At 72.8% G+C, this 23,257-nt stretch carries 22 protein-coding genes; 8 read left to right on the top strand and 14 right to left on the bottom strand.

The window, feature by feature from the left end:
* Nucleotides 1–80: 80 nt before the first annotated feature.
* The 3 genes from OG490_RS23535 to ilvA form a co-directional block, all read right to left on the bottom strand.
* Nucleotides 81–938: an ABC transporter permease gene (locus OG490_RS23535; protein WP_330298259.1), complete on the bottom strand. Its 858-nt coding sequence runs from the start codon at nucleotides 936–938 to the stop codon at nucleotides 81–83.
* Nucleotides 935–1,966 (bottom strand): ATP-binding cassette domain-containing protein, encoded by a 1,032-nt coding sequence (locus OG490_RS23530; RefSeq protein ID WP_330298258.1) that lies wholly within the window; start codon nucleotides 1,964–1,966, stop codon nucleotides 935–937. The genes OG490_RS23535 and OG490_RS23530 overlap by 4 nt, the downstream gene beginning before the upstream one ends.
* Nucleotides 1,967–2,140: 174 nt before the next feature.
* Complete coding sequence (gene ilvA, locus OG490_RS23525; RefSeq protein WP_330298257.1) at nucleotides 2,141–3,373, bottom strand: threonine ammonia-lyase; 1,233 nt, start codon at nucleotides 3,371–3,373, stop codon at nucleotides 2,141–2,143.
* Between the two features lie 557 nt (nucleotides 3,374–3,930).
* Here ilvA and OG490_RS23520 point away from each other — a divergent pair.
* The 3 genes from OG490_RS23520 to OG490_RS23510 are packed head-to-tail and all read left to right on the top strand — an operon-like array spanning nucleotide 3,931 to nucleotide 5,333.
* A complete protein-coding gene (locus tag OG490_RS23520; RefSeq protein WP_330298256.1) occupies nucleotides 3,931–4,488 on the top strand; it encodes a MarR family winged helix-turn-helix transcriptional regulator in 558 nt (185 codons plus the stop codon).
* A 57-nt stretch (nucleotides 4,489–4,545) separates the two neighbouring features.
* Nucleotides 4,546–5,085 carry a sigma factor-like helix-turn-helix DNA-binding protein gene (locus OG490_RS23515; RefSeq protein ID WP_330298255.1) on the top strand — a complete coding sequence of 180 codons (540 nt, stop codon included), beginning with the start codon at nucleotides 4,546–4,548 and terminating at the stop codon, nucleotides 5,083–5,085.
* Nucleotides 5,082–5,333, top strand: a complete 252-nt coding sequence (locus OG490_RS23510) for a hypothetical protein (protein WP_330298254.1) — start codon at nucleotides 5,082–5,084, stop codon at nucleotides 5,331–5,333. Before OG490_RS23515 ends, OG490_RS23510 begins: the two co-directional genes overlap by 4 nt.
* Before the next feature lie 142 nt (nucleotides 5,334–5,475).
* Here OG490_RS23510 and OG490_RS23505 read toward each other — a convergent pair whose 3' ends face one another.
* Entirely contained in the window at nucleotides 5,476–6,633 is a 1,158-nt protein-coding gene (locus tag OG490_RS23505) for a cystathionine gamma-synthase (protein WP_330298253.1), read from the bottom strand.
* Nucleotides 6,634–6,752: 119 nt separating this feature from the next.
* Here OG490_RS23505 and OG490_RS23500 point away from each other — a divergent pair, with 119 nt between their 5' ends.
* Nucleotides 6,753–7,859, top strand: a complete 1,107-nt coding sequence (locus OG490_RS23500) for a hypothetical protein (protein WP_330298252.1) — start codon at nucleotides 6,753–6,755, stop codon at nucleotides 7,857–7,859.
* A gap of 94 nt (nucleotides 7,860–7,953) precedes the next feature.
* Complete coding sequence (msrA, locus tag OG490_RS23495; protein ID WP_330298251.1) at nucleotides 7,954–8,619, top strand: peptide-methionine (S)-S-oxide reductase MsrA; 666 nt, start codon at nucleotides 7,954–7,956, stop codon at nucleotides 8,617–8,619.
* Nucleotides 8,620–8,655: 36 nt separating this feature from the next.
* Here msrA and OG490_RS23490 read toward each other — a convergent pair whose 3' ends face one another.
* Complete coding sequence (locus OG490_RS23490; RefSeq protein ID WP_330298250.1) at nucleotides 8,656–10,827, bottom strand: sulfatase-like hydrolase/transferase; 2,172 nt, start codon at nucleotides 10,825–10,827, stop codon at nucleotides 8,656–8,658.
* Between the two features lie 149 nt (nucleotides 10,828–10,976).
* Nucleotides 10,977–12,023 (bottom strand): NAD(P)-dependent alcohol dehydrogenase, encoded by a 1,047-nt coding sequence (locus OG490_RS23485; RefSeq protein WP_330298249.1) that lies wholly within the window; start codon nucleotides 12,021–12,023, stop codon nucleotides 10,977–10,979.
* 167 nt (nucleotides 12,024–12,190) lie between these two features.
* Between OG490_RS23485 and OG490_RS23480 the strand changes: the two genes are divergently transcribed.
* Nucleotides 12,191–13,126, top strand: coding sequence for a helix-turn-helix transcriptional regulator (locus OG490_RS23480; RefSeq protein WP_330298248.1), 936 nt, complete (start codon nucleotides 12,191–12,193; stop codon nucleotides 13,124–13,126).
* A gap of 20 nt (nucleotides 13,127–13,146) precedes the next feature.
* Here OG490_RS23480 and OG490_RS23475 read toward each other — a convergent pair whose 3' ends face one another.
* The 3 genes from OG490_RS23475 to OG490_RS23465 form a co-directional block, all read right to left on the bottom strand.
* Nucleotides 13,147–14,124: a GNAT family N-acetyltransferase gene (locus tag OG490_RS23475; protein WP_330298247.1), complete on the bottom strand. Its 978-nt coding sequence runs from the start codon at nucleotides 14,122–14,124 to the stop codon at nucleotides 13,147–13,149.
* Nucleotides 14,125–14,285: 161 nt separating this feature from the next.
* Complete coding sequence (locus OG490_RS23470; RefSeq protein WP_330298246.1) at nucleotides 14,286–15,557, bottom strand: L,D-transpeptidase; 1,272 nt, start codon at nucleotides 15,555–15,557, stop codon at nucleotides 14,286–14,288.
* A 112-nt stretch (nucleotides 15,558–15,669) separates the two neighbouring features.
* Nucleotides 15,670–15,954, bottom strand: a complete 285-nt coding sequence (locus tag OG490_RS23465) for a hypothetical protein (RefSeq protein WP_330298245.1) — start codon at nucleotides 15,952–15,954, stop codon at nucleotides 15,670–15,672.
* Nucleotides 15,955–16,162: 208 nt separating this feature from the next.
* Between OG490_RS23465 and OG490_RS23460 the strand changes: the two genes are divergently transcribed.
* The gene (locus tag OG490_RS23460; protein WP_330298244.1) at nucleotides 16,163–16,483 is read left to right on the top strand and encodes a hypothetical protein; all 321 of its coding nucleotides are present in this window, start codon (nucleotides 16,163–16,165) and stop codon (nucleotides 16,481–16,483) included.
* A gap of 33 nt (nucleotides 16,484–16,516) precedes the next feature.
* Entirely contained in the window at nucleotides 16,517–16,918 is a 402-nt protein-coding gene (locus OG490_RS23455) for a DUF2809 domain-containing protein (protein WP_330298243.1), read from the top strand.
* Between the two features lie 104 nt (nucleotides 16,919–17,022).
* Here the strand turns inward: OG490_RS23455 and hutH are convergent, their stop codons facing one another.
* The 5 genes from hutH to OG490_RS23430 form a co-directional block, all read right to left on the bottom strand.
* On the bottom strand, nucleotides 17,023–18,564 hold the full coding sequence (gene hutH, locus OG490_RS23450) for a histidine ammonia-lyase (protein WP_330301027.1): 1,542 nt from the start codon (nucleotides 18,562–18,564) through the stop codon (nucleotides 17,023–17,025).
* Between the two features lie 157 nt (nucleotides 18,565–18,721).
* Nucleotides 18,722–19,840 carry a GGDEF domain-containing protein gene (locus OG490_RS23445; protein ID WP_330298242.1) on the bottom strand — a complete coding sequence of 373 codons (1,119 nt, stop codon included), beginning with the start codon at nucleotides 19,838–19,840 and terminating at the stop codon, nucleotides 18,722–18,724.
* A 105-nt stretch (nucleotides 19,841–19,945) separates the two neighbouring features.
* Complete coding sequence (locus tag OG490_RS23440) at nucleotides 19,946–20,728, bottom strand: enoyl-CoA hydratase/isomerase family protein (protein WP_330298241.1); 783 nt, start codon at nucleotides 20,726–20,728, stop codon at nucleotides 19,946–19,948.
* 53 nt (nucleotides 20,729–20,781) lie between these two features.
* Nucleotides 20,782–21,978, bottom strand: a complete 1,197-nt coding sequence (locus OG490_RS23435) for an adenylate/guanylate cyclase domain-containing protein (protein WP_371617579.1) — start codon at nucleotides 21,976–21,978, stop codon at nucleotides 20,782–20,784.
* 145 nt (nucleotides 21,979–22,123) lie between these two features.
* Nucleotides 22,124–22,981 carry a biotin--[acetyl-CoA-carboxylase] ligase gene (locus OG490_RS23430; RefSeq protein WP_330298240.1) on the bottom strand — a complete coding sequence of 286 codons (858 nt, stop codon included), beginning with the start codon at nucleotides 22,979–22,981 and terminating at the stop codon, nucleotides 22,124–22,126.
* Nucleotides 22,982–23,257: the final 276 nt, after the last annotated feature.

The raw sequence follows: 23,257 nt of genomic DNA, 5'->3' as shown, positions 1-23,257 counted from the left end.
CACCCCCCTTTGTGAAATTCGCCCCGCCGAGCAACTGCTCGGCGGGGCGAAGTGCTTTCGGCGAAAGCCTTCCCCGGTGCTCAGGCCGTCGCCGAGCGGTACTTGCGCACCGCCAGGGTCCGGAAGACCACGATGATCAGGACCGACCAGAGGACGGACGCGACGACCGGGTGCTGCATCGGCCAGGCGTCGGGGACCGGATAGCCCTCGGGCAGGTTGCCGAAGAGCTGGCGCGAGGCCTGGACGGTGGCGCTGAAGGGGTTCCACTCCGCGATGTGCCGCAGGAAGCCCGGCATGTTCTGGGAGGGGACGAAGGCGTTCGAGATGAACGTCAGCGGGAAGAGCCAGATCAGCCCGCCCGAGGTGGCCGCCTCCGGGGTGCGCACCGACAGGCCGATCAGGGCGCCGATCCAGGAGAACGCGTACCCGAGCAGGAGCAGCAGGGCGAAGCCGGCCAGGACCTCGCCGATGTTGGTGTGGGTGCGCCAGCCGACGATCAGCGCCACGATCGCCAGGACGACGAGCGTGAGGGTGGTCTGGACGAGGTCGGCGAGGGTGCGGCCGGTCAGGACCGCGCCCCGGGCCATGGGCAGGGAGCGGAAGCGGTCGATGAGGCCCTTGTGCATGTCGTCCGCGATGCCCGCGCCCGCGCCGGCCGTGGCGAAGGTGACCGTCTGGGCGAAGATGCCCGCCATCAGGAACTCGCGGTAGGCGGCGGGCGAGGTGTTGCCGCCGACGGCTATGGAGCCACCGAAGACGTAGCTGAACAGGACGACGAACATCACCGGCTGGATCACGCCGAAGATGATCATCTCGGGGATGCGGGACATCCGGATCAGGTTCCGCTTGGCCATGACCAGGGAGTCCTTGACCCCCTGGACGATGCCGCCGCGCGGGCGGGGCGCCATCAGCTCCGGGGTCGTGGAGGTGAGGGTCATTTCACCGCCTCCTTGCTCGCCTTACGGGCCTTGCGGCCGCCCTTGGCTTCGGCTGATGGATCGGAGTCCTCCGCGTCGGCGTCCGCGAGCTCCGCGGCGTGGCCGGTCAGGGAGATGAAAACGTCGTCCAGGGTGGGACGGCGCAGGCCGATGTCGTCGATCTCGATGCCGCGCCCGTCGAGCTCGCGGATGACCTCGGCGAGCAGCTTGGCGCCGCCGGAGACCGGCACGGTCAGCTTGCGGGTGTGTTCCTCGACGGTGGTCTCGCCCTTGCCGAAACCGGCGAGGACCTCGCGGGCCTGCGCGATGTGCTCGCGCTCATGCACGACCACCTCGACGCGCTCGCCGCCCGTCCGGGCCTTGAGCTGGTCGGAGGTGCCGCGCGCGATGACCTTTCCGTGGTCGACCACGCAGATGTCGTGCGCGAGGTGGTCGGCCTCCTCCAGGTACTGCGTGGTGAGCAGCAGGGTGGTGCCGCCCGCGACGAGCTCCTGGATGATCGCCCACAGCGCCTGCCGGTTGCGCGGGTCGAGGCCGGTGGTGGGCTCGTCCATGAACATCACGGGCGGGCTCACGACGAGGGCCGCCGCGAGGTCGAGGCGCCGGCGCATGCCGCCGGAGTAGGTCTTGGCCGTGCGGTCGGCGGCGTCGCCGAGGTTGAACCGCTCCAGCAGTTCGGCGGCCCGGGCCTTCGCCGCCTTGGCACTCATCTGGTAGAGCTGGCCGACCATTTGGAGGTTCTCGCGGCCGGTCAGGTACTCGTCGACTGCGGCGAACTGGCCCGACAGGCCTATCGCGCGCCGCACTTCGTTGGGGTGCTTGAGCACGTCGATGCCCGCGACGACCGCTCTGCCGCTGTCGGGCTGGAGGAGGGTGGTCAGGACGCGCACGGTCGTGGTCTTGCCCGCTCCGTTCGGGCCGAGCAGACCGAGGACGGTGCCTTCGGGGACGTCCAGGTCCACGCCGTCCAGAGCCCGTACGTCGCCGAAGGTCTTGACCAGACCTTCGGCGTAGATAGCGCCTGGCATATGAATGCTCCCAGTGCGGATGGGGCCAGCAGAATCGTTACATTCCTACGCAAATCCTAGGGGCGGTGAGCGTCCCTCGCCCGGCCGCCGCCGATCGGGCGAACGCTATCGCGTCATATCGCGTTTCCGCTACGGGTGGTGCGGGGGGTGGTGGGGGTGGGACGGTGCCCCCGGCTAGCTCATGACCTTGTACCCCGCGCTGTGCAGCGAACGGGCGACCTCCGCGCAGTGCTTCGGCCCCTTCGTCTCCAGGTGCAGCTCCACCTCCACCTCCGTCAGCCCCAGCCGCGGGTCGGTCCGTACGTGGCTCACGTCCAACACGTTCGCATCCACCACTGACAACACCCCCAGCAGACCGGCCAGCGCCCCCGGGCGGTCGGTCACGCGCAGCCGCAGCGACAGGTAGCGGCCGGCCGCGGCCATGCCGTGGCGCAGGATCCGCTGCAGGAGCAGCGGGTCGATGTTGCCGCCCGACAGGACGGCGACGACCGGGCCGTCCCCGTACAGTTCGGGCTCGCTCAGCAGCGCGGCCACCGGGCTGCACCCGGCCGGCTCGACCACCATCTTCGCCCGCTCCAGGCAGAGCAGCAGGGCGCTGGAGAGCGCGTCCTCCGACACCGTACGCACGTCGTCGAGGAGTTCGCCGATGATTTTGAAGGGGACGTCGCCGGGCCGCCCCACCTTGATGCCGTCCGCCATCGTGTTCGGGTTCTCGATCGACACCGGATGCCCGACCTTCAGCGAGGGCGGGTACGCGGCCGCGCCGGCCGCCTGGACCCCGACCACCCGGACGTCCGGCCGCAGCGCCTTGACCGCCACCGCCACACCGGCCGCGAGCCCGCCGCCGCCGATGCCGACCAGGATGGTGCGCACCTCGGGGCACTGCTCCAGGATCTCCAGGCCGACCGTGCCCTGCCCGGCGATGATGTCGTGGTGGTCGAAGGGGTGGATGAACACCGCCCCCGTACGGTCCGCGTACTCCTGGGCGGCCGCGAGGGTCTCGTCCACCACCTGCCCGTGCAGGCGCACCTCCGCGCCGTATTCCTGGGTGGCCGCCACCTTCGGCAGCGGCGCCCCGACCGGCATGAAGACCGTCGAGCGGACCCCGAGCAGGGAGGAGGCCAGTGCCACGCCCTGCGCGTGGTTCCCGGCGCTGGCGGCGACCACCCCGGCGGCGCGCTGCTCGGGGCGCAGGCCTGCGATGCGGACGTAGGCGCCGCGCAGCTTGAAGGAGCCGGTGCGCTGGAGGTTCTCGCACTTGAGGTGGACCGGGGATCCGGTGAGGGAGGAGAGGTACCGGCTGCCCTCCATCGCGGTCACCCGGGAGACGCCCGAGAGCATCTTCTGGGCCCCCCGGACGTCGTCGAGGATGACCTGCGGGACGGGCTGCGGCACGCGGTAGTTCATGCGGCCAGTCTCGCAGCCCGCGCGGATCACGGCACGGGCCCGGTGCCCCGGCGGGCGCCGGGCCGGGAGACCGGCGAGCGCGGAGCCGGGCGGGTGCGCAGCACCGGCGCACGGCGGGTGCCGGGGCAGGCGCCGGGCCGAGGGTGGGGCGGTCGCCCGCGCAAGCGACGGCGGGTGCCGGGGCAGGCCACGGATGCGTGGCGGGACCGGGGCCGAGCGTGCGCCGGGCGGGTGCGCGGACCGGTGCCGGGCAGGTCGCCCGACGGGCGTCGGCCGGGCGTCGGCCGGGTGCCCGCGGAGGGCCGCTGCCGGGTACTGGACGGGGCCCCGAAGTGGCATCCCGACAGGTCCGTCCGCCGCTGCGGACGTGTCCGCCGAAGGGGGCGGACGGGGCCGTCGGCAGGTGCCCGGACGGGCGAAATCAGGCCATCCTGGACGGCCCGCACCCGGGTCCGCGCAGCGGCCGTATCAGTTCTTGTACGCGGAGTACGAGCCGCCGCACGTCCGCGTACTCTGTCCCCCATCCTTGTCGGCCCCAGCGAAGAGAGCCCACGGCCATGCCCTCCACCTCGGCCAGTTCCGACCTGCCCGCGCCGGCCGGCGCGCCCGCCGAAGCCGGTCTCCTCGACGCGCTCCAGCACCAGGTGGCGGTCTTCGCCCGGCGCGCCGAGCAGACCCGCCTGGGCGGGGTCGGCCAGGCCCGCAACTCCATGGACCGGGCCGCGTACCTGCTGCTGAACCGGCTCGACCTGGAAGGCCCGATGGGCGTCAAGGCGCTCGCCGGCGGCATGGGCATCGACTCCTCCACCGTCACCCGCCAGGTCGCGCCCCTCGTCGACAGCGGCCTGGTGAAGCGGGCCTCGCACCCCGAGGACGGGCGGGCCGTGGTGCTCGCGCTGTCCCCGCGCGGGCTGGCGCGGCTGGAGGAGGTCCGCTCCTCGCGGCGCGAGCTGATGGCCCGGGTGACGGACGGCTGGGACGAGGCGGAGCGCGAGTCGTTCACCGCTCTGCTGACCCGCTTCAACGTCTCGCTGTCCGAGCTGATGTCGGCCGCCTCCGAGACGGGCCCCGACGCGGGCGCCGACCCGGCTTCCGCGGCCGGACCCGCCTCCTGATCCAAGTGCTCCCGACCCCTTGACCGGGGTGGTCCCGCTGGCCGCACTATGTGGATTGTGGACCACGGGCCGGGCCCCTACGCCGAATTCGAAGCCTTCGTCGCCGGTGCGGCGGGGCGGCTCCTGCGCGTCGCGATCCTGCTCACGGCGGAGCCCGACCCCGGCCCGTCCGGAGCGGCCGACGCCCCCGCCGCGCGCGGACTCCTCGGGGGCGCGCTGGCCCGTACGTACGCGAACTGGCGCAGGCTGCGCGGGGACGACCCGTACGACTGCACCCGCCAGGAGCTGTGCGCCGCCTTCGCCCGCACCGGCCGCCGCCACCACGGCGGCTCCGGGGTGCTCGGCCGCCTGAGCCCGCTCGAGCGGCTCGTGCTGGTCCTGCGGCTCTACGAGGGGCTCGCGGAGGAGGTCACGGCAGCGCAGCTGGGGCTGCCGCCCGAGCGGGTACGGGCGCTCTGCGCGCGGGCCGTGGCCGAGCTGCGCAAGGCCCCGGGCGCGGCGCCGGGCTCCGGACCCGGCTCCGCGACGGGCTCCGGACCCTCCGCCGGACCTTCCGCCGGATCCTCCGCCGGGTCGGCCACGGCAGGTGCTGCGTGAGCAGCCGCCCGGATCCCAAGGAAGCCCAGGTCAGGCGGCTGCTGGAGGGCCCGTACCCGACGGTGCCGACCGATCTGGCGGCGGGAGCCGCCGCGCGCGGGGACCGGCTGCTGCGGCGGCGCCTGGTCCGGCGCCGGATCGCCTGGACCCTGCTGTTCGCGGTGGTGGCGGCCTTCGTGGTCTGGGCTTCGCTGACGCACGCCTGGACCTGGACGGCTCCCTCGAGCGAGGTCTCGCCGCCCTGGTGACTCCGTGGACGACTCCGCCCCCGGTGCCGGGCGGCAACGGGGGCGGGGGACGCGATCAGCGGGCGATCAGCGGGCGATCAGCGGGCGATCAGCGGGTTGTCATATCACGGTCATCGGACGGTCATCGGACGGTCGGTGCCGGTCAGCCCAGCGCCTGGGTCAGGTCCGCCACCAGGTCGTCCGCGTTCTCGATGCCGACCGACAGGCGGATCAGGTCCGCCGGGACCTCCAGGGCCGAGCCGGCCACCGAGGCGTGGGTCATGCGGCCCGGGTGCTCGATGAGGGATTCGACGCCGCCGAGGGACTCGGCCAGGGTGAAGATCTTGGTGCGGGCGCAGAGGTCGACCGCCTCCTGCTCGCCGCCGACGACCTGGAAGGAGATCATGCCGCCGAAGTTGCGCATCTGCTTGGCGGCGACCTCGTGGCCCGGGTGCTCGGGCAGGCCCGGGTAGAGGACCTTGTGGACCTTGGGGTGGCGGGTCAGCATCTCGACGACCTTGCCCGCGTTCTCCGCGTGCCGGTCCATGCGCACGGCCAGCGTCTTGATGCCGCGCAGCACGATCCACGAGTCGAAGGGGCCGGCCACGGCGCCCATCGCGTTCTGGTGGTAGGCCAGTTCCTCGCCCAGCGCCTCGTCGGCGGCGACGAGCGCGCCGCCCACGACGTCGGAGTGGCCGCCCATGTACTTGGTCAGCGAGTGCACGACCACGTCCGCGCCGAGCGCGAGCGGCTGCTGGAGGTAGGGGGACGCGAAGGTGTTGTCCACGACCAGCTTGGCGCCGGCCGTCCGCGCGATGTCGGCGACCAGGGCGATGTCGGTGATGCCCAGGAGCGGGTTGGAGGGGGTCTCGACCCAAATGACCTTGGTCTTCGGGGTGATGGCGGCGCGTACGGACGCCGGGTCGGAGGTGTCCGCCACCGACCATTCGATGCCCCAGCGGGAGACGACCTTGGCGAAGAGCCGGAAGGTGCCGCCGTAGGCGTCGTTCGGAATGACCACGTGGTCGCCCGGGGAAAGCAGCGTGCGCAGCAGGCAGTCCTCGGCGGCGAGCCCGGACGCGAAGGCGAGGCCGCGACGGCCGCCTTCCAGCGCCGCGAGGTTCTCCTCCAGTGCGGTACGGGTCGGGTTGCCGCTGCGGCTGTACTCGTAGCCGCCGCGCAGTCCGCCCACGCCGTCCTGCTTGTACGTGGACACCTGGTAGATCGGCGGTACTACCGCACCGGTCTGCGGGTCCGCCGCATTGCCCGCGTGGATCGCACGGGTCTCGAAGCTCTGGTGCTCGTGGCTGTCATCGCTCATGGCCCGATGCTAATGCCCGCCCGCCCCCGTCGCGGTTCGCTTGAACACCGGACCCGGCCCTCCCGGGCTCCTCCCCTCCCTATTCGCGTTCGCGCGGGTGGGTCTGGTTCGCTGGGGGCATGGAGATTTTGTGGTTCCTGATCGCGATGTGCATGGTTCTGGCCGTCGTCGGACCGTACGTTCGGCGCAGGCGGGGCGGTCTGCGCCAGGTCGCGCCCGGCAGCCCCGACGCAGCCGACCCCGCGGCCTACGGTTTCGCCCTCCAGGAGGAACTCGACGTCCGGATCCCCGGCCCGGACCAGGACCTGATGGACGCCCTCTCCAACGTCCGGCGCACCGGGCAGTGGCAGGCCGCCTCGCAGCTGCTGGCCGGCACCCCGAAGGAGGGCGAGGTGCGCTGGCAGCGCGTCCAGGCCTTCGCCGGTTCGGCCGCGCTGGAGCTCTCGCAGGAGCCCGGGCTCGGCGCGCAGTGGCTCAAGGCGTGGCGGCTGGAGGCCCCGAAGGACGCGGGCGGCGCGCAGGTGCACGCGGAGCTGCTGGCGCAGCAGCTGTTCCGGCGCCCGGAGGGCATGAGCGAGTCCGACGTCCGGATCATCGCGGAGGAGGCCCGGGATTCCTGCCACAAGGCCGCGCTGCTGGCCCCGGGCGACCCGGTCCCGTACATCATCGAGCTGGCGGTCGCCCGGGTACTGCACTACTCGGAGCCCGAGTACGACGCCCTGTGGGCGAAGATCATCGACCGGGCGCCGCAGCACATGGGCGCCCATCTGGCCGCGCTGAACTACTGGTGCGAGAAGTGGCACGGCTCCCGCGAGAAGGCCGACGCCTTCACCCACTACGCGGCCGCCCGCGCCCCGCAGGGCTCGCTGCTCGCGGCGCTCCCCCTCTTCGCCCTGTACGAGCACGTCCCCGACGTCGTCCTGATCCGCAGCTTCCACCAGAGCGCGGCCGTGACCCGCGCGGTGGAGGGCGCCCTGTACGCGGTCCACAGCGCGCGCCCCGACGACCCGATGCTGGCGCACGTACGCCACCTGCTCCTCCTCTTCCTGGTCGGCGGCGAACGCTGGGCGGAGGCGATGGAACAGGTCCGCCACGTGGACGGCTGGGTCGGCGCCCTCCCCTGGTCCGCCGACCCCGACCCGGCGGCCTCCTACGCGGTCTACCGCGCCCTGGCGGTGGCCGGCTACGAAGCCAACGGCGGCTCCCCGGCTACCCTCCCGCACTGATCCCGGCCGCACGGCACACGACGACGGCGAACGGCGGTCCGGGGAATCCCGGCCCGCCGTTCGCCGTTACCGGTAGACCACAAGGAGGGAATCCATGTTCTCGTACCGTCGCACGCCCGAGCTCCCCACCCGCGAGGAAGCGATCTCCGGTCGCGCCGAGCCGCTCTTCGGGCTGCCCGCCGTCCACACGGTGCTCGGCAACCCCCTCGCGGGCCCCTATCCCGCCCACCTCCAGGTCGCCGACTTCGGTCTCGGCTGTTTCTGGGGGGCCGAGCGGAAGTTCTGGCAGACCCCGGGGGTGTGGACCACCCTGGCCGGTTACCAGGGCGGCTTCACCGAGAACCCGACCTACGAGGAGGTCTGCTCCGGCGGCACCGGGCACACCGAGGTCGTGCGGGTCGTCTTCGATCCGTCGCTCGTCTCGTACGAGGCGCTGCTGAAGCTGTTCTGGGAGTCCCACGACCCCACCCAGGGCTTCCGTCAGGGCAACGACGTCGGCACCCAGTACCGCTCGGCGGTCTACACCCACTCCCCCGCCGACCAGGCCACCGCCGAAGCCTCCCGCGATGCCTACCAGCGGGTCCTGACCTCCTCCGGCTACGGCCAGATCACCACGGCCGTCCTCCCGGCATCGGAGCGCCCCTTCTGGCCTGCCGAGGCTCATCACCAGCAGTACCTGGACAAGAACCCCGGCGGCTACTGCGGCATCGGCGGAACGGGCGTCTCCTGCCCGATCGGTGTGGCCCGCGCCGACGGCTGAGCTGAGCCGAAGTCCGCGCCCCGGGGGCGGGGTCCCTCAGACCACCGTCACCCGGGCCTGCGCCCATGAGGTGTGGTCGAAGGCGGAGTTGGCGTTCGCGTCCTCGACCACCAGGTGGAGGAGGCGGATGCCGCGTACGTCGATGTCGATCGGGACCGGACCCGTGGCTCCCTTCAACGTGGGTGACGTGAACAGCGTGCGGCCGTCGCCGCGGACGATCGCGCGGGTGGCGCCGGCCGAGGACTGCTTCGTCGAGAAGTCGTCGATGCCGACGAGCGCGGTGAAGCGGTCCGCGCGGCCTCCCAGGTGGTAGACGATCTCCGACGGGGCGTGCACGCCGAGGCCCTTCGCGTAGGTCACGCCGCCGAAGGCGATCGGGGTGCCGTCGCCCGCCGCCTTCTTGCCGTTGGAGCTGTCGAGCTCGACCGGGCCCCAGCCGTTGGTGGCCGAGACCCACGGGAGGTCGCTCAGGTAGCTGTCCTCGGTGGGCGGCGCCGGCAGCGGGACGAACCGCGTGGCCGCCGTGAAGCGGAAGTCGGAGGTGGTCGAGTCCGCCGTGAACAGGGTCTCGGCGGCGGACGGCGGGGCCGTGAGGTTCCAGGTGGTGGCCAGCTCGGCGCCCGGGGCCAGGGAGTCCGTGGCCGCCGGGCCCGCCGGGGTGGCCGTCCAGCCCGCCGGGACGCGCAGGGCGACGCGGGCGTCCGGCCACGGGCGGCTCGTGCCGTTCGACAGCCGCGTCGTGACGGTCAGGGCCGTCGCGTCCGTCACCGCCGTCAGGCCCCAGGCGCGACGCGGGTACGTGTCCGACCACGACGCCCGGAGCAGGGCCGTCAGGGACGCGACCACCGACGGGTTCTTCGCCGCCACGTCCTGCTGTTCCCCGAGGTCGGTCGTCAGGTTGTAGAGCTCGAAGGCCCACTGGGAGTCGGCCGCCGTGCGGTCCCGCGCCGGGGCGAACCGTACGGCCTTCCACTGGTCCTTGCGGATCGCCTCGGCGATCCGTGTCGCCCTGCCGCCGTCCTGCGTGTTGGCCCGGCTGGTGACTCCCTGCTCGTCCCGGTACCAGTACAGGTGGCCGTGGAGGGGTGCGAGGGCGGCCGCGCCGTTCAGGACCGGGGCGGCGGACAGGCCGTCGATGTCCGAGGGGGCGGGGGCTCCCGCCAGTTCGGCGAGGGTGGGCAGGACGTCGTAGAGCGGGGTGGGGCGGGAGCTGGTGGTGCCCGCGGCGATCCGGCCCGGGGCCCAGGCGATCAGGGGGATGCGCACGCCGCCCTCGTACAGGTTGCGCTTGTAGCCGCGCAGCGGGCCGTTGGAGTCGAAGAGGTCGGGGTTCACCCCGCCCTCCTCGTGCGGGCCGTTGTCCGAGGCGATCAGGACGACGGTGCGGTCCGCGATCCCCCGCGCCCGCAGCCGGTCCACCACCGCGCCGACCTGCTGGTCGACGAGGCTCACCTGCGCCGCGTGCGCCTTGTTCGCCTGCGTCCACGACTGCGAGGCGTACGGGCCGACGTCGGGGATGTCGCTGGGCGCGTGCGGCAGGTTCGGGGCCAGGAAGAGCAGGAAGGGGTCCGGGCCGGCCGCGTGGGTGTCGATGAAGTCGAGGGCGCGGTCGGCGATCACGGCAGGGGCGAAGGTGCCCGTCGGGACGGTTTCCTTGGCGCCGTTGTGCCACAGGTAGGCCGGGTAGTACTCGTGGGCGTGGGTGTGGTCGATGTAGCCGTAGAACTCCTCGAAGCCGCGCGCGCCCGGGTGGCTGGGCTGGTCCCCGAGTTCGGGGCCGAAGCCCCACTTGCCGAACAGGCCCGTACGGTAGCCCCGCGCCCGCAGCACCTCCGCGAAGGTGGTGTCGCCGGCGCCGAGGCTGCCCTGGCCACCGCTGGAGGGGTTGGCACGGACGGCGGCGTGGCCGGTGTGCAGGCCGGTCAGCAGCGCGGCGCGCGAGGGTGCGCAGACGGCGGCCGCGGCGTAGGCATCGGTGAACCGGAGGCCCTCGGCGGCGAGTCGGTCGATGCGCGGGGTGCTGATCAGCTTCTGGCCGTACGCGCCGAGCTCGCCGTAGCCCAGGTCGTCGGCCAGGATCACCACGAGGTGGGGCAGCGCTCCGGTCCCGTCGGCGGACGCCGCTGCGGGCGAGGCCAGTTGGGGGAGGGCCGCGAGGCCGACGGCGGCCGCCGCCGATCCGGCGAGGAAATGGCGGCGGCTGGGCATGGCGAACTCCTGGACTGGTGCGGGTGGTTGACCGGTGCGGTGCGTAGATCATCCCCAACCGCGCGCGGCCGGGGCCATGCACGCGGCATGAAGAACATGTGACACCGACTACCGGATCCGCCCGCCCCGCCCGTCCTGCCCGCGTGAGGTCAGATCGTCGAGGTGTCGATCACGAAGCGGTAGCGGACGTCGCCCGCCTGCACCCGCTCGTAGGCCTCGTTGACCTCCTCCGCCCGGATCACCTCGATGTCCGAGCCCAGGCCGTGCTCCGCGCAGAAGTCGAGCATCTCCTGGGTCTCGGCGATCCCGCCGATCATCGAGCCGGCCAGGGTCTTGCGGCCGCCGATGACGGAGAACAGGTTCAGCGAGACCGGCTCCTCCGGGGCGCCGACGTTCACCAGGGCGCCGTCCACCTTCAGCAGGCCCAGGTAGGAGTCGAGGGCGATCGGCGCCGAGACCGTGGACACGATCAGGTCGAAGCGGCCGGCCAGCTCCTCGAAGGTGGCCTCGTCGTTCGTGGCGTGGAAGTGGTCGGCGCCCAGCTTGAGGCCGTCCTCCTTCTTGCGCAGGGTTTGCGAGAGGACGGTGACCTCGGCGCCGAGCGCGTGGGCGATCTTGACGCCCATGTGGCCGAGGCCGCCGAGGCCGACGATCGCGACCTTCTTGCCGGGGCCGGCCTTCCAGTGCTTGAGCGGGGAGTAGAGGGTGATGCCTGCGCACAGCAGCGGGGCGGCGACGTCGAGGGGGAGGCCCTCGGGGATGCGGACGGTGTAGTTCTCGTCCACGACCACGTGGGTGGAGTAACCGCCGTACGTGGGCTCGCCGTTCTTGTCGAGGGCGTTGTACGTGCCGGTCATGCCCTTGGCGCAGAACTGCTCCTGGCCGGCGAGGCACTGCTCGCACTCGCGGCAGGAGTCCACGAAGCAGCCGACGCCCACCCGGTCGCCGACCGCGAACTTGGTGACGTCCGGGCCGACTTCGGCGACCACACCGGCGATCTCGTGGCCCGGGACCATGGGGTAGATGCCCTCGCCCCAGCCGTCGGTGACCTGGTGGATGTCGGAGTGGCAGATCCCGGCGAACTTGATGTCGATGAGTACGTCGTGCGCGCCGACCGGGCGGCGCGGGACGGTGGTGCGCTCCAGCGGGGCCTTGGGCGCGGGGGCGGCGTAGGCGGCGACCTGGGTGACGGACACGGTGGGGCTCCTCGTAAAGCGGTGCTGCTGTTCTTTCGGTGGCACCAGCCTGCCCGGCCGCTGTGCGCCTGCCCATCCCCCTGTCCTGCCTAGGACTGGCGAACCTAGTACTGGCGGGGTCAGGCACAGCCCCCCGGCCCGCACCCGCGCGCGGTAATACTGGGGTAATGGACCAGCTTGACCAACGTGCCGAACTCGGTGAATTCCTGCGCTCCCGTCGTGCCCGGCTCCGCCCCGAGGACGTGGGCCTGCCCGACTACGGGCGCCACCGCCGGGTCCCCGGGCTGCGCCGCGAGGAGCTGGCGCAGCTGGCGGGGGTCTCGGTGGCGTACTACACGCGGATGGAGCAGGGCCACGGGCAGAACGTGTCCGCGGAGGTCCTCGACGCCATCGCGCGGGCGCTGCGCCTGGACGGCACGGAGCGCGAGCACCTGAGCCACCTGGCCGGCCCGCAGCCCCGCAAGCGCCGCCAGGCCCAGCGCGCGCAGCAGGTGCGGCCGGAGCTGCGGACGCTGCTGGACGCCATGGACGGGGTGCCCGCGTACCTGGTCGGGCGGCGGCAGGACGTGATCGGCTGGAACCGGCTGGCGGCGGCGGTCTTCGGCGACTTCGGCGCGCTGCCGGCGCAGGAGCGCAACCTCGTACGGCTGGTGTTCCTGGACCCGGCGACGGCCGATCTGTACGCGGACTGGGAGTGCCGGGCCTGCGAGGTGGTGAGCAACCTGCGCGTGTACGCGGGCCAGTTCCCCGACGACGAACGGCTGACGGCGCTCGTGGGCGAGCTGTCGGTGAAGAACGAGGAGTTCCGGCGGCTGTGGGCGGCCCACACGGTGGCGGACAACAAGATCCACGGTGTGAAGCGGCTGCGGCACCCGCTGGTGGGGGCGCTCAGCCTCTCCTTCGAGACCCTGGCCCTGCCGGGCGACCCGGCGATGTTCCTGGTCACCTACCACGCACCCCCCGGCTCCCCGTCGGCCGACGCCCTGCGTCTGCTGTCGTCCTGGTCGGCCTCCCCGGCCACTCAGGCCTCCCCGGCCCCGGCCGCCGCGCCCTCCCCCATCGCTCCCGGGGACGGCCGGAGCGCGAGCCAGAACATGAGCTAGAACGCGAGCCGGACCGCGAGCTAGAGCGTCAGCTGGAAGTAGCCCAGCCCGCGCTCGCGCCGGTAGCCGAGGGCGGTGTTGACGCCGAGCATCGGGGCGTTGTCGTCCGCCACCGAGGTGGCGATGTGGCGCAGGGCCGGGTGGTGGTCGGCCGTCTGCGCGAGCATGCGGAGCTTGACCGCGCGGCCCAGACCGTGGCCGCGGTGGGCGGGAACGACCGCCGTGTCGTACTGGAGGGCGCGCGGGCCGGCCGGGTCCGGCAGGGCCAGCTCCGTGTACGCCGCCACCTCGCCCTGCGGGGTGACCGCGGCGACCGTGGTCAGCGCGCCGCCCCGGGCCAGGATCAGCCGCTGGGACGCGTGCAGGCGCTCCGCCGTCCAGGTCGGGGTCCGCTGGTCGAGGTCCCCGCTCGGGGCGTCCTCCATGGCTCCGTGGGCCACGGCCGACGCCTCGGCCCAGGCGTCGGGGACCAGGCCGGGCCAGCACAGCAGCTCGTAGCCGGGCGGGGTGGGCGTCGAAGCCGGGGTCTCGGCCCCGAAGCGGGCGCGCGCCTCCTGTACGTCCTGGACGTACCAGGCCATCGGCAGCACGTTCTCGAAGCCCAGCGACCGCGCGAACGCCTCGCCCGGACCGTCCAGGTCCACTTCCGCCGACACCGAGGTCCGGCCCTGTGCGAGCAGCTCCGCCCGGATCCGCTGCCACAGGGCCGCGCCCGCGCCCCGCCGGCGCGCGTCCGGCCGTACCGTCAGCAGGTCCAGGTGCGCGGTGTGCTCGTTGCTCCCGTCCGTGAACAGGAGCAGGGAGGCGATCGCCTCCTCCGAGGCCCAGTGCACGGCCCGCCCGCGCGCCGGCAGTACCCGCAGCCGGCCGGCCACCTCCCCGCGGGACGGCGCCGGCAGCTGCGGCAGGTCGGCCGTCCGGGCGGCGGTCAGGACCGCCCACCAGTGGTCCACCTCGAGGTCGGTCGGGGGTGCGGAGAGCTCGGTGATCGTCGTCATCTTCGGACCCTAGACCGGCCGCCACCGCCCCGCACCGCCCATTTCCGCGGAGCCGGGAGACGAGCCGGGGGACGAGTCGGGCCGGGGGAACGCGAACGGCGGGGAGCCCCCTGGTCGGGGCTCCCCGCCGTTCGTCGCGGGGCAGTGTTCCTATCGGCGCGTCAGACGGCCGAGCCGGCCTTCCAGTCCGCCCAGCTCATGTTCCAGCCGTTGAGGCCGTTGTCCGGCTTGATCGTCTTGTCCGGGGAGTTGACGACCGTGACGACGTCTCCGATGAGGGAGTTGTCGAAGAACCAGGCCGCGGGCTGGTCCGGGTCGTTCGCGCCCTTGGCGTCGTTCAGGCCGACACAGCCGTGGCTGGTGTTGACGCTGCCGAAGATCGAGTCCGAGCCCCAGTAGTTGCCGTGCACGAAGGTGCCGGAGTTCGACAGGCGCATCGCGTGCGGCACGTCCTTGATGTCGTACTCGCCCTTGCCGTCGTCGTCCGTGAAGCCGACGGTGGCGCCGTTCATCCGGGTCTCCTTGAACTTCTCGGAGATCACCATCTGGCCGTTGTACGTCGGGTTCGCCGGGGAGCCCGCCGAGATCGGGATGGTCTTGAGGACCTCGCCGTCCCGTACGACCGTCATCTTCTTCGTCTTCGCGTCGACCGTGGAGACCTGGCTCCGGCCGATCTTGAAGTTGACGGTCTTGTTCTGCACGCCCTGGACGCCGGGGGCGCCCTGGACGCCCTCGAGCGCCAGCTTCAGCGTGACGGTGGAGTTCGCCGTCCAGTACTTGTCCGGGCGGAAGTCCAGCCGCTGCGTGCTGAACCAGTGGCCCACGACCTCCTGGCCGCTGCTGGAGGTGACCGTGATGCCCGCCTGGACGGCCTTCTTGTCCTTGATGGGCTTGTTGAAGGTGATCGAGACCGGCATGCCCACGCCGACGGTCTGGCCCTCGTCCGGGATGAACGAGCCGACGAAGCTGTTCTCCGGGGAAACGGTCGTGAAGGAGGCGTTCTCGTGCGCCTCGCGGCCCGCCTCGTCCTTCGCGGCGGCCGACAGCGCGTACTTGGTCGATTTCTTCAGCGCGCCGTCCGGCTTCCAGCTCTTGCCGTCGGCGGCTATCTTGCCCGCCACCACCGTGCCCTCGGAGCTCTTCAGCTCGACGGTGGTGAGCGTGCCGTCGACCACGGCGACGTTGGCCGCGTCGTTCAGGCCGACGTTGGTGGCGCCGTCCTTGGGAGTGATGGTTATTCGGGCCTTGGAGGTGTCCTTGGCCGCCGCGGCGTCGACGTCGGCCTTGGCCGATGCCTCGCCGTTCGCCTTCGGCGCGTCCCCGCCCCCCGCGTCATTGCATCCCGCGAGCACCAGTACGCCACCGAGTACGGCGGATACGGCCACCAGGGACCTTCTCCGACGCTTGCTGTCCGTCCTCACACGCCACTCCATCGTTGCAGGAACTCCCCGGACAGGGGGGAGTGACCCCCCTGCCTCCTTCCTGACAACGCGCGAACACCCTGGATCGGATCCACATTCCGTTCGAATGTGGTCAACCCCACCGTCAGGCGTTGTCAGCCTCTTCGTCGAGACCTCCATCTTCCTCGTCGATGTCCCACTCCATGGACTCGGGGTCGTATTCGACGGGCTCGCTGCTCCAGGAGGCCTGCGCCAGCTCGATTCCGGGGATGTCCGCGACCAGGTCGGTCGGGTCCACCAGGTAGGCCAGAGCCTCCGATTCGTCCTCCCGGACCGCCGCCTCCGCGTGGCCGCGCTCCTCGTCCGGCATGAACTCGTCGGCCTTGATGTGCGCGAGGGCGGCCCCGGTCAACGCCTCGACGTCCGGCACCTCTAGTACCAAATCAACTCGAAGTCGTACGAATCGTGATGTCTCAGAAGAGTTCATACGACGGAGAGTAATCCCGGCGCAGCCCCGGGTTTCCCCCGACCCGCCCGGACCCCACGGGGCCTTCTCCGCCGGACGGAACTCCGGTGGAGGACGGATGTAGCATCAGTCCACACGGCCAATTCGCTGCTGCCACAAGGGGGATCGCACCGTGTCCGCACGACGATCGACGCTCACCGCCCTCGGGGCGACCACCCTCCTCGCCGCCCTCTGGTTCGTCCCCTCGGCCAATGCCACCGCACCGGGACACGCGGGCAACGCCGGTACGCGTGCCGCGGCCGGTGCGCAGGCCCAGACCGGGTCCGTCTCCACGATTTCGACGGTCTCGACGCTCTCGGCCGAGGAGGCCTCCCTCGCGCTCGCCGACACGGGCAGCGTCGACACCACCCCGTACCTGCTGGCCGGCACGCTCTGCCTGGGCCTCGGGGCCGGCTTCGTGACCTTCTCGGTGCGCCGCTCGCGCACGGCCTAGGCCATCCCCTCCTCCTCCGGACGCACGGCCGCCATGCGGGCACGTACCCGCACGGCGGCGGTGGCGGCCGCCGGGCTGACCATCGGCGCGGGACTGGGACTCAGGGCCGTGGCGGCCGGGGACGTGGCGAAGTACGGCGGCGACGCGCTGTACACCGTCCTGCTGCTCACCCTCGTCGTCGCGGCCGCCCCGCGGGTGTCGCCCACCAGGGCCGCCGCGATCGCGCTGGCCGCCAGCTGGGCGGTCGAATTCCTCCAGCTCGGCCCGGTGCTGGCGGAGCTCTCCCGGCGCAGCACGCTCGCCCGTCTCGTGCTCGGTTCCACCTTCAACGCGCCCGACCTGTTCTGGTACGCGGCCGGCGCGGCGGCGGGCTGGCTCGTCCACACGGCGCTGCGGCGTTCGGCACGGCGCCGTTTCGGCGACGGGGCGGCCTGAGCCCGCGCGCAGGTGTGCGTACGCACCCGCCCGCGTACGGGAACGGGCCGCGCCGGGGGTCCTCACCCCGGGCGCGGCCCGTTTCCTCACTCATTCCGCGTGGATCAGGCCAGCGGGCCCGTCACGGACTCCACGGCGTCCACCAGGCCGCCCGAACGGACGAACGCGTCCGAGGCCGCCAGGTCGGGGGCGAGGAAGCGGTCCGGTCCGGGACCCTCCACGCCCGCCGCGCGCGCCGCCGCGATGGCGGCCCGGCTGGCCGGCGCCGGGGTGAGCCCGTGGCGCAGCTCGATGGCGCGGGTGGCCGCGTACATCTCGATCGCGATGATCCGGGTGAGGTTGTCGACGGCGGTACGGAGCTTGCGCGCGGCCGACCACCCCATGGAGACGTGGTCCTCCTGCATGGCGGAGGAGGGGATCGAGTCGGCGGAGGCCGGGACGGCGAGCCGCTTCATCTCGCTGACCAGGGCGGCCTGCGTGTACTGGGCGATCATGAGCCCGGAGTCCACGCCGGCGTCGTCCGCGAGGAAGGGCGGCAGGCCGTGGCTGCGGTTCTTGTCGAGGAGGCGGTCGGTGCGGCGCTCGGCGATGGAGCCGAGGTCGGCGGCGGCGATGGCCAGGAAGTCCAGGACGTACGCGACCGGGGCGCCGTGGAAGTTGCCGTTCGACTCCACGCGGCCGTCGGGCAGGACCACCGGGTTGTCCACGGCGGCGGCCAGCTCGCGGGAGGCGACCAGGGCGGCGTGCGCCATGGTGTCGCGGCCCGCGCCGGCCACCTGCGGGGCGCAGCGCACGGAGTAGGCGTCCTGGACGCGCGGGGCGGACTCCTCCTGGAAGTGCCCGATGAGCCCGGAGCCCTTGAGGACGGCGGCCATGTTGGCGGCGGATGCGCCCTGGCCGGGGTGCGGGCGGATGGCGTGCAGCTCGGGCTGGAGCACCTTGTCCGTGCCGAGCAGCGCCTCCATGGTCAGCGCGGCGGTGATGTCGGCGGAGGTGTACAGCTTGCCGAGGTCGGCGAGGGCCATGACCAGCATGCCGAGCATGCCGTCGGTGCCGTTGAGGAGGGCGAGGCCCTCCTTCTCGCGGAGCTCCACGGGGGCGATCCCGGCTTCGGCGAGCAGCTCGCCGGCGGGCCGGACGGTCCCGTCGGGGCCTTCGGCGTCGCCCTCGCCCATCAGGGCCAGCGCGCAGTGCGAGAGCGGGGCGAGGTCGCCGGAGCAGCCCAGGGACCCGTACTCGTGGACGACCGGGGTGATCCCGGCGTTCAGGACGTCGGCCATGGTCTGGGCGACGGACGGCCGGACGCCGGTGTGTCCGGAGGCGACGGTCTTGAGCCGCAGGAACATCAGCGCGCGCACGACCTCCCGCTCGACGCGCGGGCCCATGCCGGCGGCGTGCGAGCGGACGATGTTGCGCTGGAGCTGCGCGCGCAGTTCGGGGCTGATGTGCCGGGAGGCGAGCGCCCCGAATCCGGTGGACACCCCGTAGACGGGTTCGGGCTTGGCGGCGAGGGCGTCCACGATCCCGCGGGCGTGGCCGAGGGCTTCCACGGCTTCGGCGGAAAGCTCGACGCGGGCGTTGCCCCGGGCGACGGCGATGACGTCCTCGGCGGTGGTCCCGGACGTTCCCACTACGACGGTGTGCATATCCATATTCAGCACCCTACGGACTGAATCCCTTCATGTCACCCCTCTCCTTTCGACGCGGCGCTCGCACCGCTGCGCGGGCTTCGCACCGCTGCGCCGGACTCCGTCCGGCGGGGGCCCGGCGGCGGCTCCGGGGGCCCGGCAGGGCTGGAATCGCCTACGCCCGCCCCCGGAACCGGCGGCGTTCGGCAGGGTCCTGCGGGGCCGCGTCGGCCAGTCGGACGACGGCCGTGTCCCGGCCCGCCACCACCGGCTTCGGCGAGCGCGCCGCCTTGGCCTTGTACTGGGCCGCGTCGGCCAGCCGGAAGAGCCGCCGCGAGGACTTGACGGGGCCGATCGGGTCACCGGTGGAGGCGACCCCGCAGGCGACTCCCTCGCCCAGCTCCAGCTCGGCGGCGCGCAGGCACACCTCCTCGGTGACCCGCACCACCTCGTCCGCCGAGGGGCCCACGCTGACCAGGCAGAACTCGTCTCCGCCCAACCGGGCGACCAGCGCGCCCGGGAGCATCGCCCCGCACCGGCTGAGGACGGAGCCGAATCGTTCCAGCAGCCGGTCGCCCATGGCGTGACCGAGGGTGTCGTTGACCTTCTTGAGGCCGTTCAGGTCACAGACGACCAGGCTGACCACGGTCCGCCCGCCGCTGCGGCGGTGCTCCTCCAGCGCCTCGTCGAGCCGCATGTCCACGGCCCGCCGGTTGGCCAGCCCGGTCAGCGGATCGGTGAAGGCGAGCCGCCGGGCCTCCTCCAGCCGGTCGTTCTGCGCGAGCCCGGCCGCGACCACGGCCGCGAGGACGGTCGCGAACTCGGCGTCCTCCTCGTCGAAGTCGGGCAGCCCCTCGTCCCGTGCGACGTACAGCTCTCCCCAGGCGCGTCCGCTCAGCACGATGGGCGCGACCACGCAGGTCCCGCGGCCGCGCCGGCGCAGCGCCCGGCCGCGACTCCCGGGCCGGTCGCCGACGGCGCTCTCCACCCAGGCGTGGGGACCGCCGCCGCCGGCCCAGCGTTCGTGCAGGAACTCGGTGATCTCGGGGAAGTCGTGGACGGGGTACGACTCGTCCTCGGGGAACTCCTCCTCCCCCGCCCGGCGTTCACCCTCGTTCACGAGGACGCGCAGGCGCCCCCGTTCGCGCTCCCACGCCGAGATCGCGGCGAACGAGCCGTCCATCGCCAGCCTCGCCCCCCGCGCCGCGGCCCGCACACTGTCCCGCGGCGCGCACGCGGCCGCCATGGCCTGCGCGAGGCCCACGACGGCTCGCAGCCGTCCATCAACACCCATCACCCCAGGTTAGGGGGTTTGTCCGATTTAGTGACAATTGGCACGACATTCGGTGCCGACAAGATCACGCGCGGTGATGGGGGAACGGGCACCGCCGAAGCGGGATCACACCCCCGGCCAGGCCGGCTTCCGCTTCTCGTTGAACGCCGCCACGCCTTCCGCCCGGTCCCCGGAGAAGGCCACCGCGCGCCACGCCGCGTCCTCGATCTCCAGCCCGGCCGTCAGGTCCATCCCGTGCCCCAGCCGCAGCGCCCGCTTGGCGGCCCGCAGCCCGACCGGGGAGTTCGCCGCCATCCGCCCGGCCAGCTCCAGCGCCGCCTCGCGCACCGAGCCCGCCGCGACCACCTGGTCCACCAGCCCCAGGGCGAGCGCCTCCGCGGCCTCCACCCGGCGGGCCGTGAAGATCAGTTCCGCGGCCCTCGCCGCGCCCACCCGCCGCGGCAGCAGCTGCGTACCGCCGCCGCCCGGGATCACGCCGACCGACACCTCGGGCAGGCCCACCACGGCCGTCTCGTCGGCCACGATGACATCGCAGGCCAGCGCCAGCTCGAAGCCGCCGCCCAGGGCGAACCCGTGGACCGCCGCGATCGTCGGCATCGGCAGCTCCAGCACGCCCCCGTACGCGCCCCGCGTGGTGGGCCGCTGGCGCACCAGATCGGCGTCCGACAGGGAGTTGCGCTCCTTGAGGTCCGCACCCACGCAGAAGGCCCGCTCGGCCGCCGAGGAGAGCACGACCACCCGTACCGACGCGTCCGCCGCGAGCGCGGCGCACGCGGCGCCGATGGCCCGCGCCATGTCCGTGGACACCGCGTTCATCGCCTTCGGCCGGTCCAGGACCAGCTCGGCGACCCCGTCCGCGTGCCGGCGCACCTCCACGAACTCGGACACAGCGGATACAGACGCAGACTCGGACACAGGGCGGCCCTCCCGGTTAACGAACGTTACGCCGGGATCTTAGGCTTCCTTCGGGTCAGCGACCAGGGCTCCACGACGCCCAGCCCGCGCACCGGGCGCTGCCACATCGGCTGGAGCGCGAAGCGGTACGAGCCGCCGCCCTCCTCGGCTTCGGCCTCCTTCTCCGAGACCGGCGCCGCGCCCGTGCGGCCGAGTTCCTCGGCCATCGCCCCGTCCACCAGGACCGCGTCCTTGGGGGCTATGGAGGTCAGCCGCGAGGCCAAGTTCACCGTGGTCCCGAAGACGTCGCCCATCCGGGTCGTCACGGTCCCGAACGCGATGCCCACGCGCAGCTCCGGCATCTGCGGGTCGGCTTCCATCGTCTCGATCAGCCGCAGCGCGATCTCCGCCGCCGTCGCCGCGTCGTCGGCGCAGTACAGCACCTCGTCGCCCAGGGTCTTGATCAGCCGGCCGCCGTGCGCGGCCACCAGGTCCGCCGAGGTGGTCTCGAAGGACTCGACCAGCTCGCCGAGCTCCTCCTCCTCCAGGCGGCGCGTGAGGCGCGTGAAGCCCACCAGGTCCGCGAAGCCCACCGCGAGCCGCCGGTCGACCATCTCCTCGTCGTCGGCCACCTGGACGACCCGCCCGGTCGCGGCCGCCAGCTGGCGCCGCCACACGTAGACGAGGAACTCCTCCAGCTCCGGCAGCAACAGCTCGACCAGCGGGTACGTGACCTCCGTGCGGGTCATCCCCGGTTCCGGGGGCTCGGTCAGCCCCTCCAGGAAGGAGTCGATCTGCCATTCCGCGAGCCGTGCCGTGGTCTGCCCGGTGGACCGGGCCACCTGCACCGCCATCGGCTCGGACAGCAGCCCCGCCTCGACCAGACCGGCCAGGCGCCGCAGCGCCAGTACGTCCGCCTCCGTCAGGGCCTTGGCCTGGCCGATGTCCGCGAAGCCCATGGCCCGCCAGAAGCGGGACGCGAGCTCCATCGAGACCCCGGCGCTGCGGGCCGCCTGGAAGGGGGTGTACCGGCGCTCGGCGCCCAGGATCAGCTGCTCCAGGCGGATGGCGAGCGGGTCGGCCGTCGGCTGCGCCGTGTGGTCGACCTCGTGGTGGGGAGTGTGCTGGTCCCGTCCGATCGGGGTGGAGGGGCTGCCCTGGCCGGGCGCACCGCCGGCCGCCGCTCCGGGTGCGGTCGCGGAGGCGGGGGCGGGCGCGCTGGAGTGCGGGTCGTCGACGGTCAAGGGCCGCCTCCTGTCCATTCCGTGCGCACTGCCGAACCGGTTGATCACCGCGAGGACCGGGATCGCCTAAACCATACGGCAGGTGTGCCGTAGCTCACTCCCCTACTCCGTTACTCCGCCGACCAGCGGGGACCCCCCGGCCCGGCTATCGGACCGACCGCAGGTGGACGACGTCCCCGGCCCCCACGGCCTCGTGCTGTCCCTCGGCCGTCCGCACGACGAGCCTGCCGTCCGCGTCCACCGCTTCGGCCGTCCCGGTGAGGGTGCGCCCGCCGGGCAGCTCGGCACGCACGTGCTTGCCGAGGGTGGCGCAGCCCGCCGCGTAGGTCTCCTGCAGCCCGCTGGCCGCCGGATCCCCGCCGGCCGCGCGCCAGCGCTCGTACCACTGCTCCAGCGAGCGCAGTACGGCCTTGAGCAGCGGGTCCCGGTCGGTGACGGAGGCCTTGGCGAGCAGCAGCGACCCGGCGGTGTCCACGGGCAGCTCGTCGTCGGTCAGCGTCACGTTGAGCCCGATCCCGACGACGACCCCGTCACCGACCCGCTCGGCGAGGATCCCGCCGGTCTTGCGCTCCTCGCCGTCCACGGTGACCAGTAGGTCGTTGGGCCACTTGAGGCCGGTGTCCACCCCGGCGGCCTGCGAGAGCCCGGTCGCGGTGGCCACCCCGGCCAGCAGCGTCAGCCACCCCCACCGCTCCTGCGGCACCTGGGGCCCCGGCTTGAGCAGTACGGAGAAGAACAGCCCCGAGCGCGCGGGCGCCACCCAGCTCCGGTCGAGCCGGCCCCGGCCGGCGGTCTGCTCCTCGGCGACGAGCACGGCCCCCTCGGGGAGCTTGCCGGCCTGCGCGGCGAGGTCGCTGTTGGTGGAACCGGTGGCGGGCACCACCTCCAGCGAGGTCCACAGCCCTCCGTCGGTCACGAGGCTGCGCCGCAGCACGGCGGCGTTCAGCGGCGGCCGGTCAAGGCTCGACCAGCGGCCCGCGGAGGCAGAAGCGTCTGATGGCATCAGGATTCCCCGTCGTATGGCAGCCCCGGCCTGCTGACCGGTGAAGCGGTCATTCACGTTCCGTGATCACCCTACCGACGCACGGGCCGCGGAGCCGTCACGACCGTTCCGGTACGTGCACCCGCGCGGGTGAGCGCGTGCTCCCGGGTCCGCTCCAAGGCCGCTCCCCTAAGGGGGGCGGCGAGACCAGGCAACCCAGATCAGGTGTGTCAAACGCCGCACTGCCGAGCGCCATGCCCGCCGATACGCTACGCACCAGTAGCCAGTAGTAGTCAG

This window comes from Streptomyces sp. NBC_00503 (assembly GCF_036346895.1).
Classification (GTDB): domain Bacteria; phylum Actinomycetota; class Actinomycetes; order Streptomycetales; family Streptomycetaceae; genus Streptomyces.
Note: the sequence above shows the minus strand (reverse complement) of the source record. Positions and strands in the feature narration are given on the sequence as shown.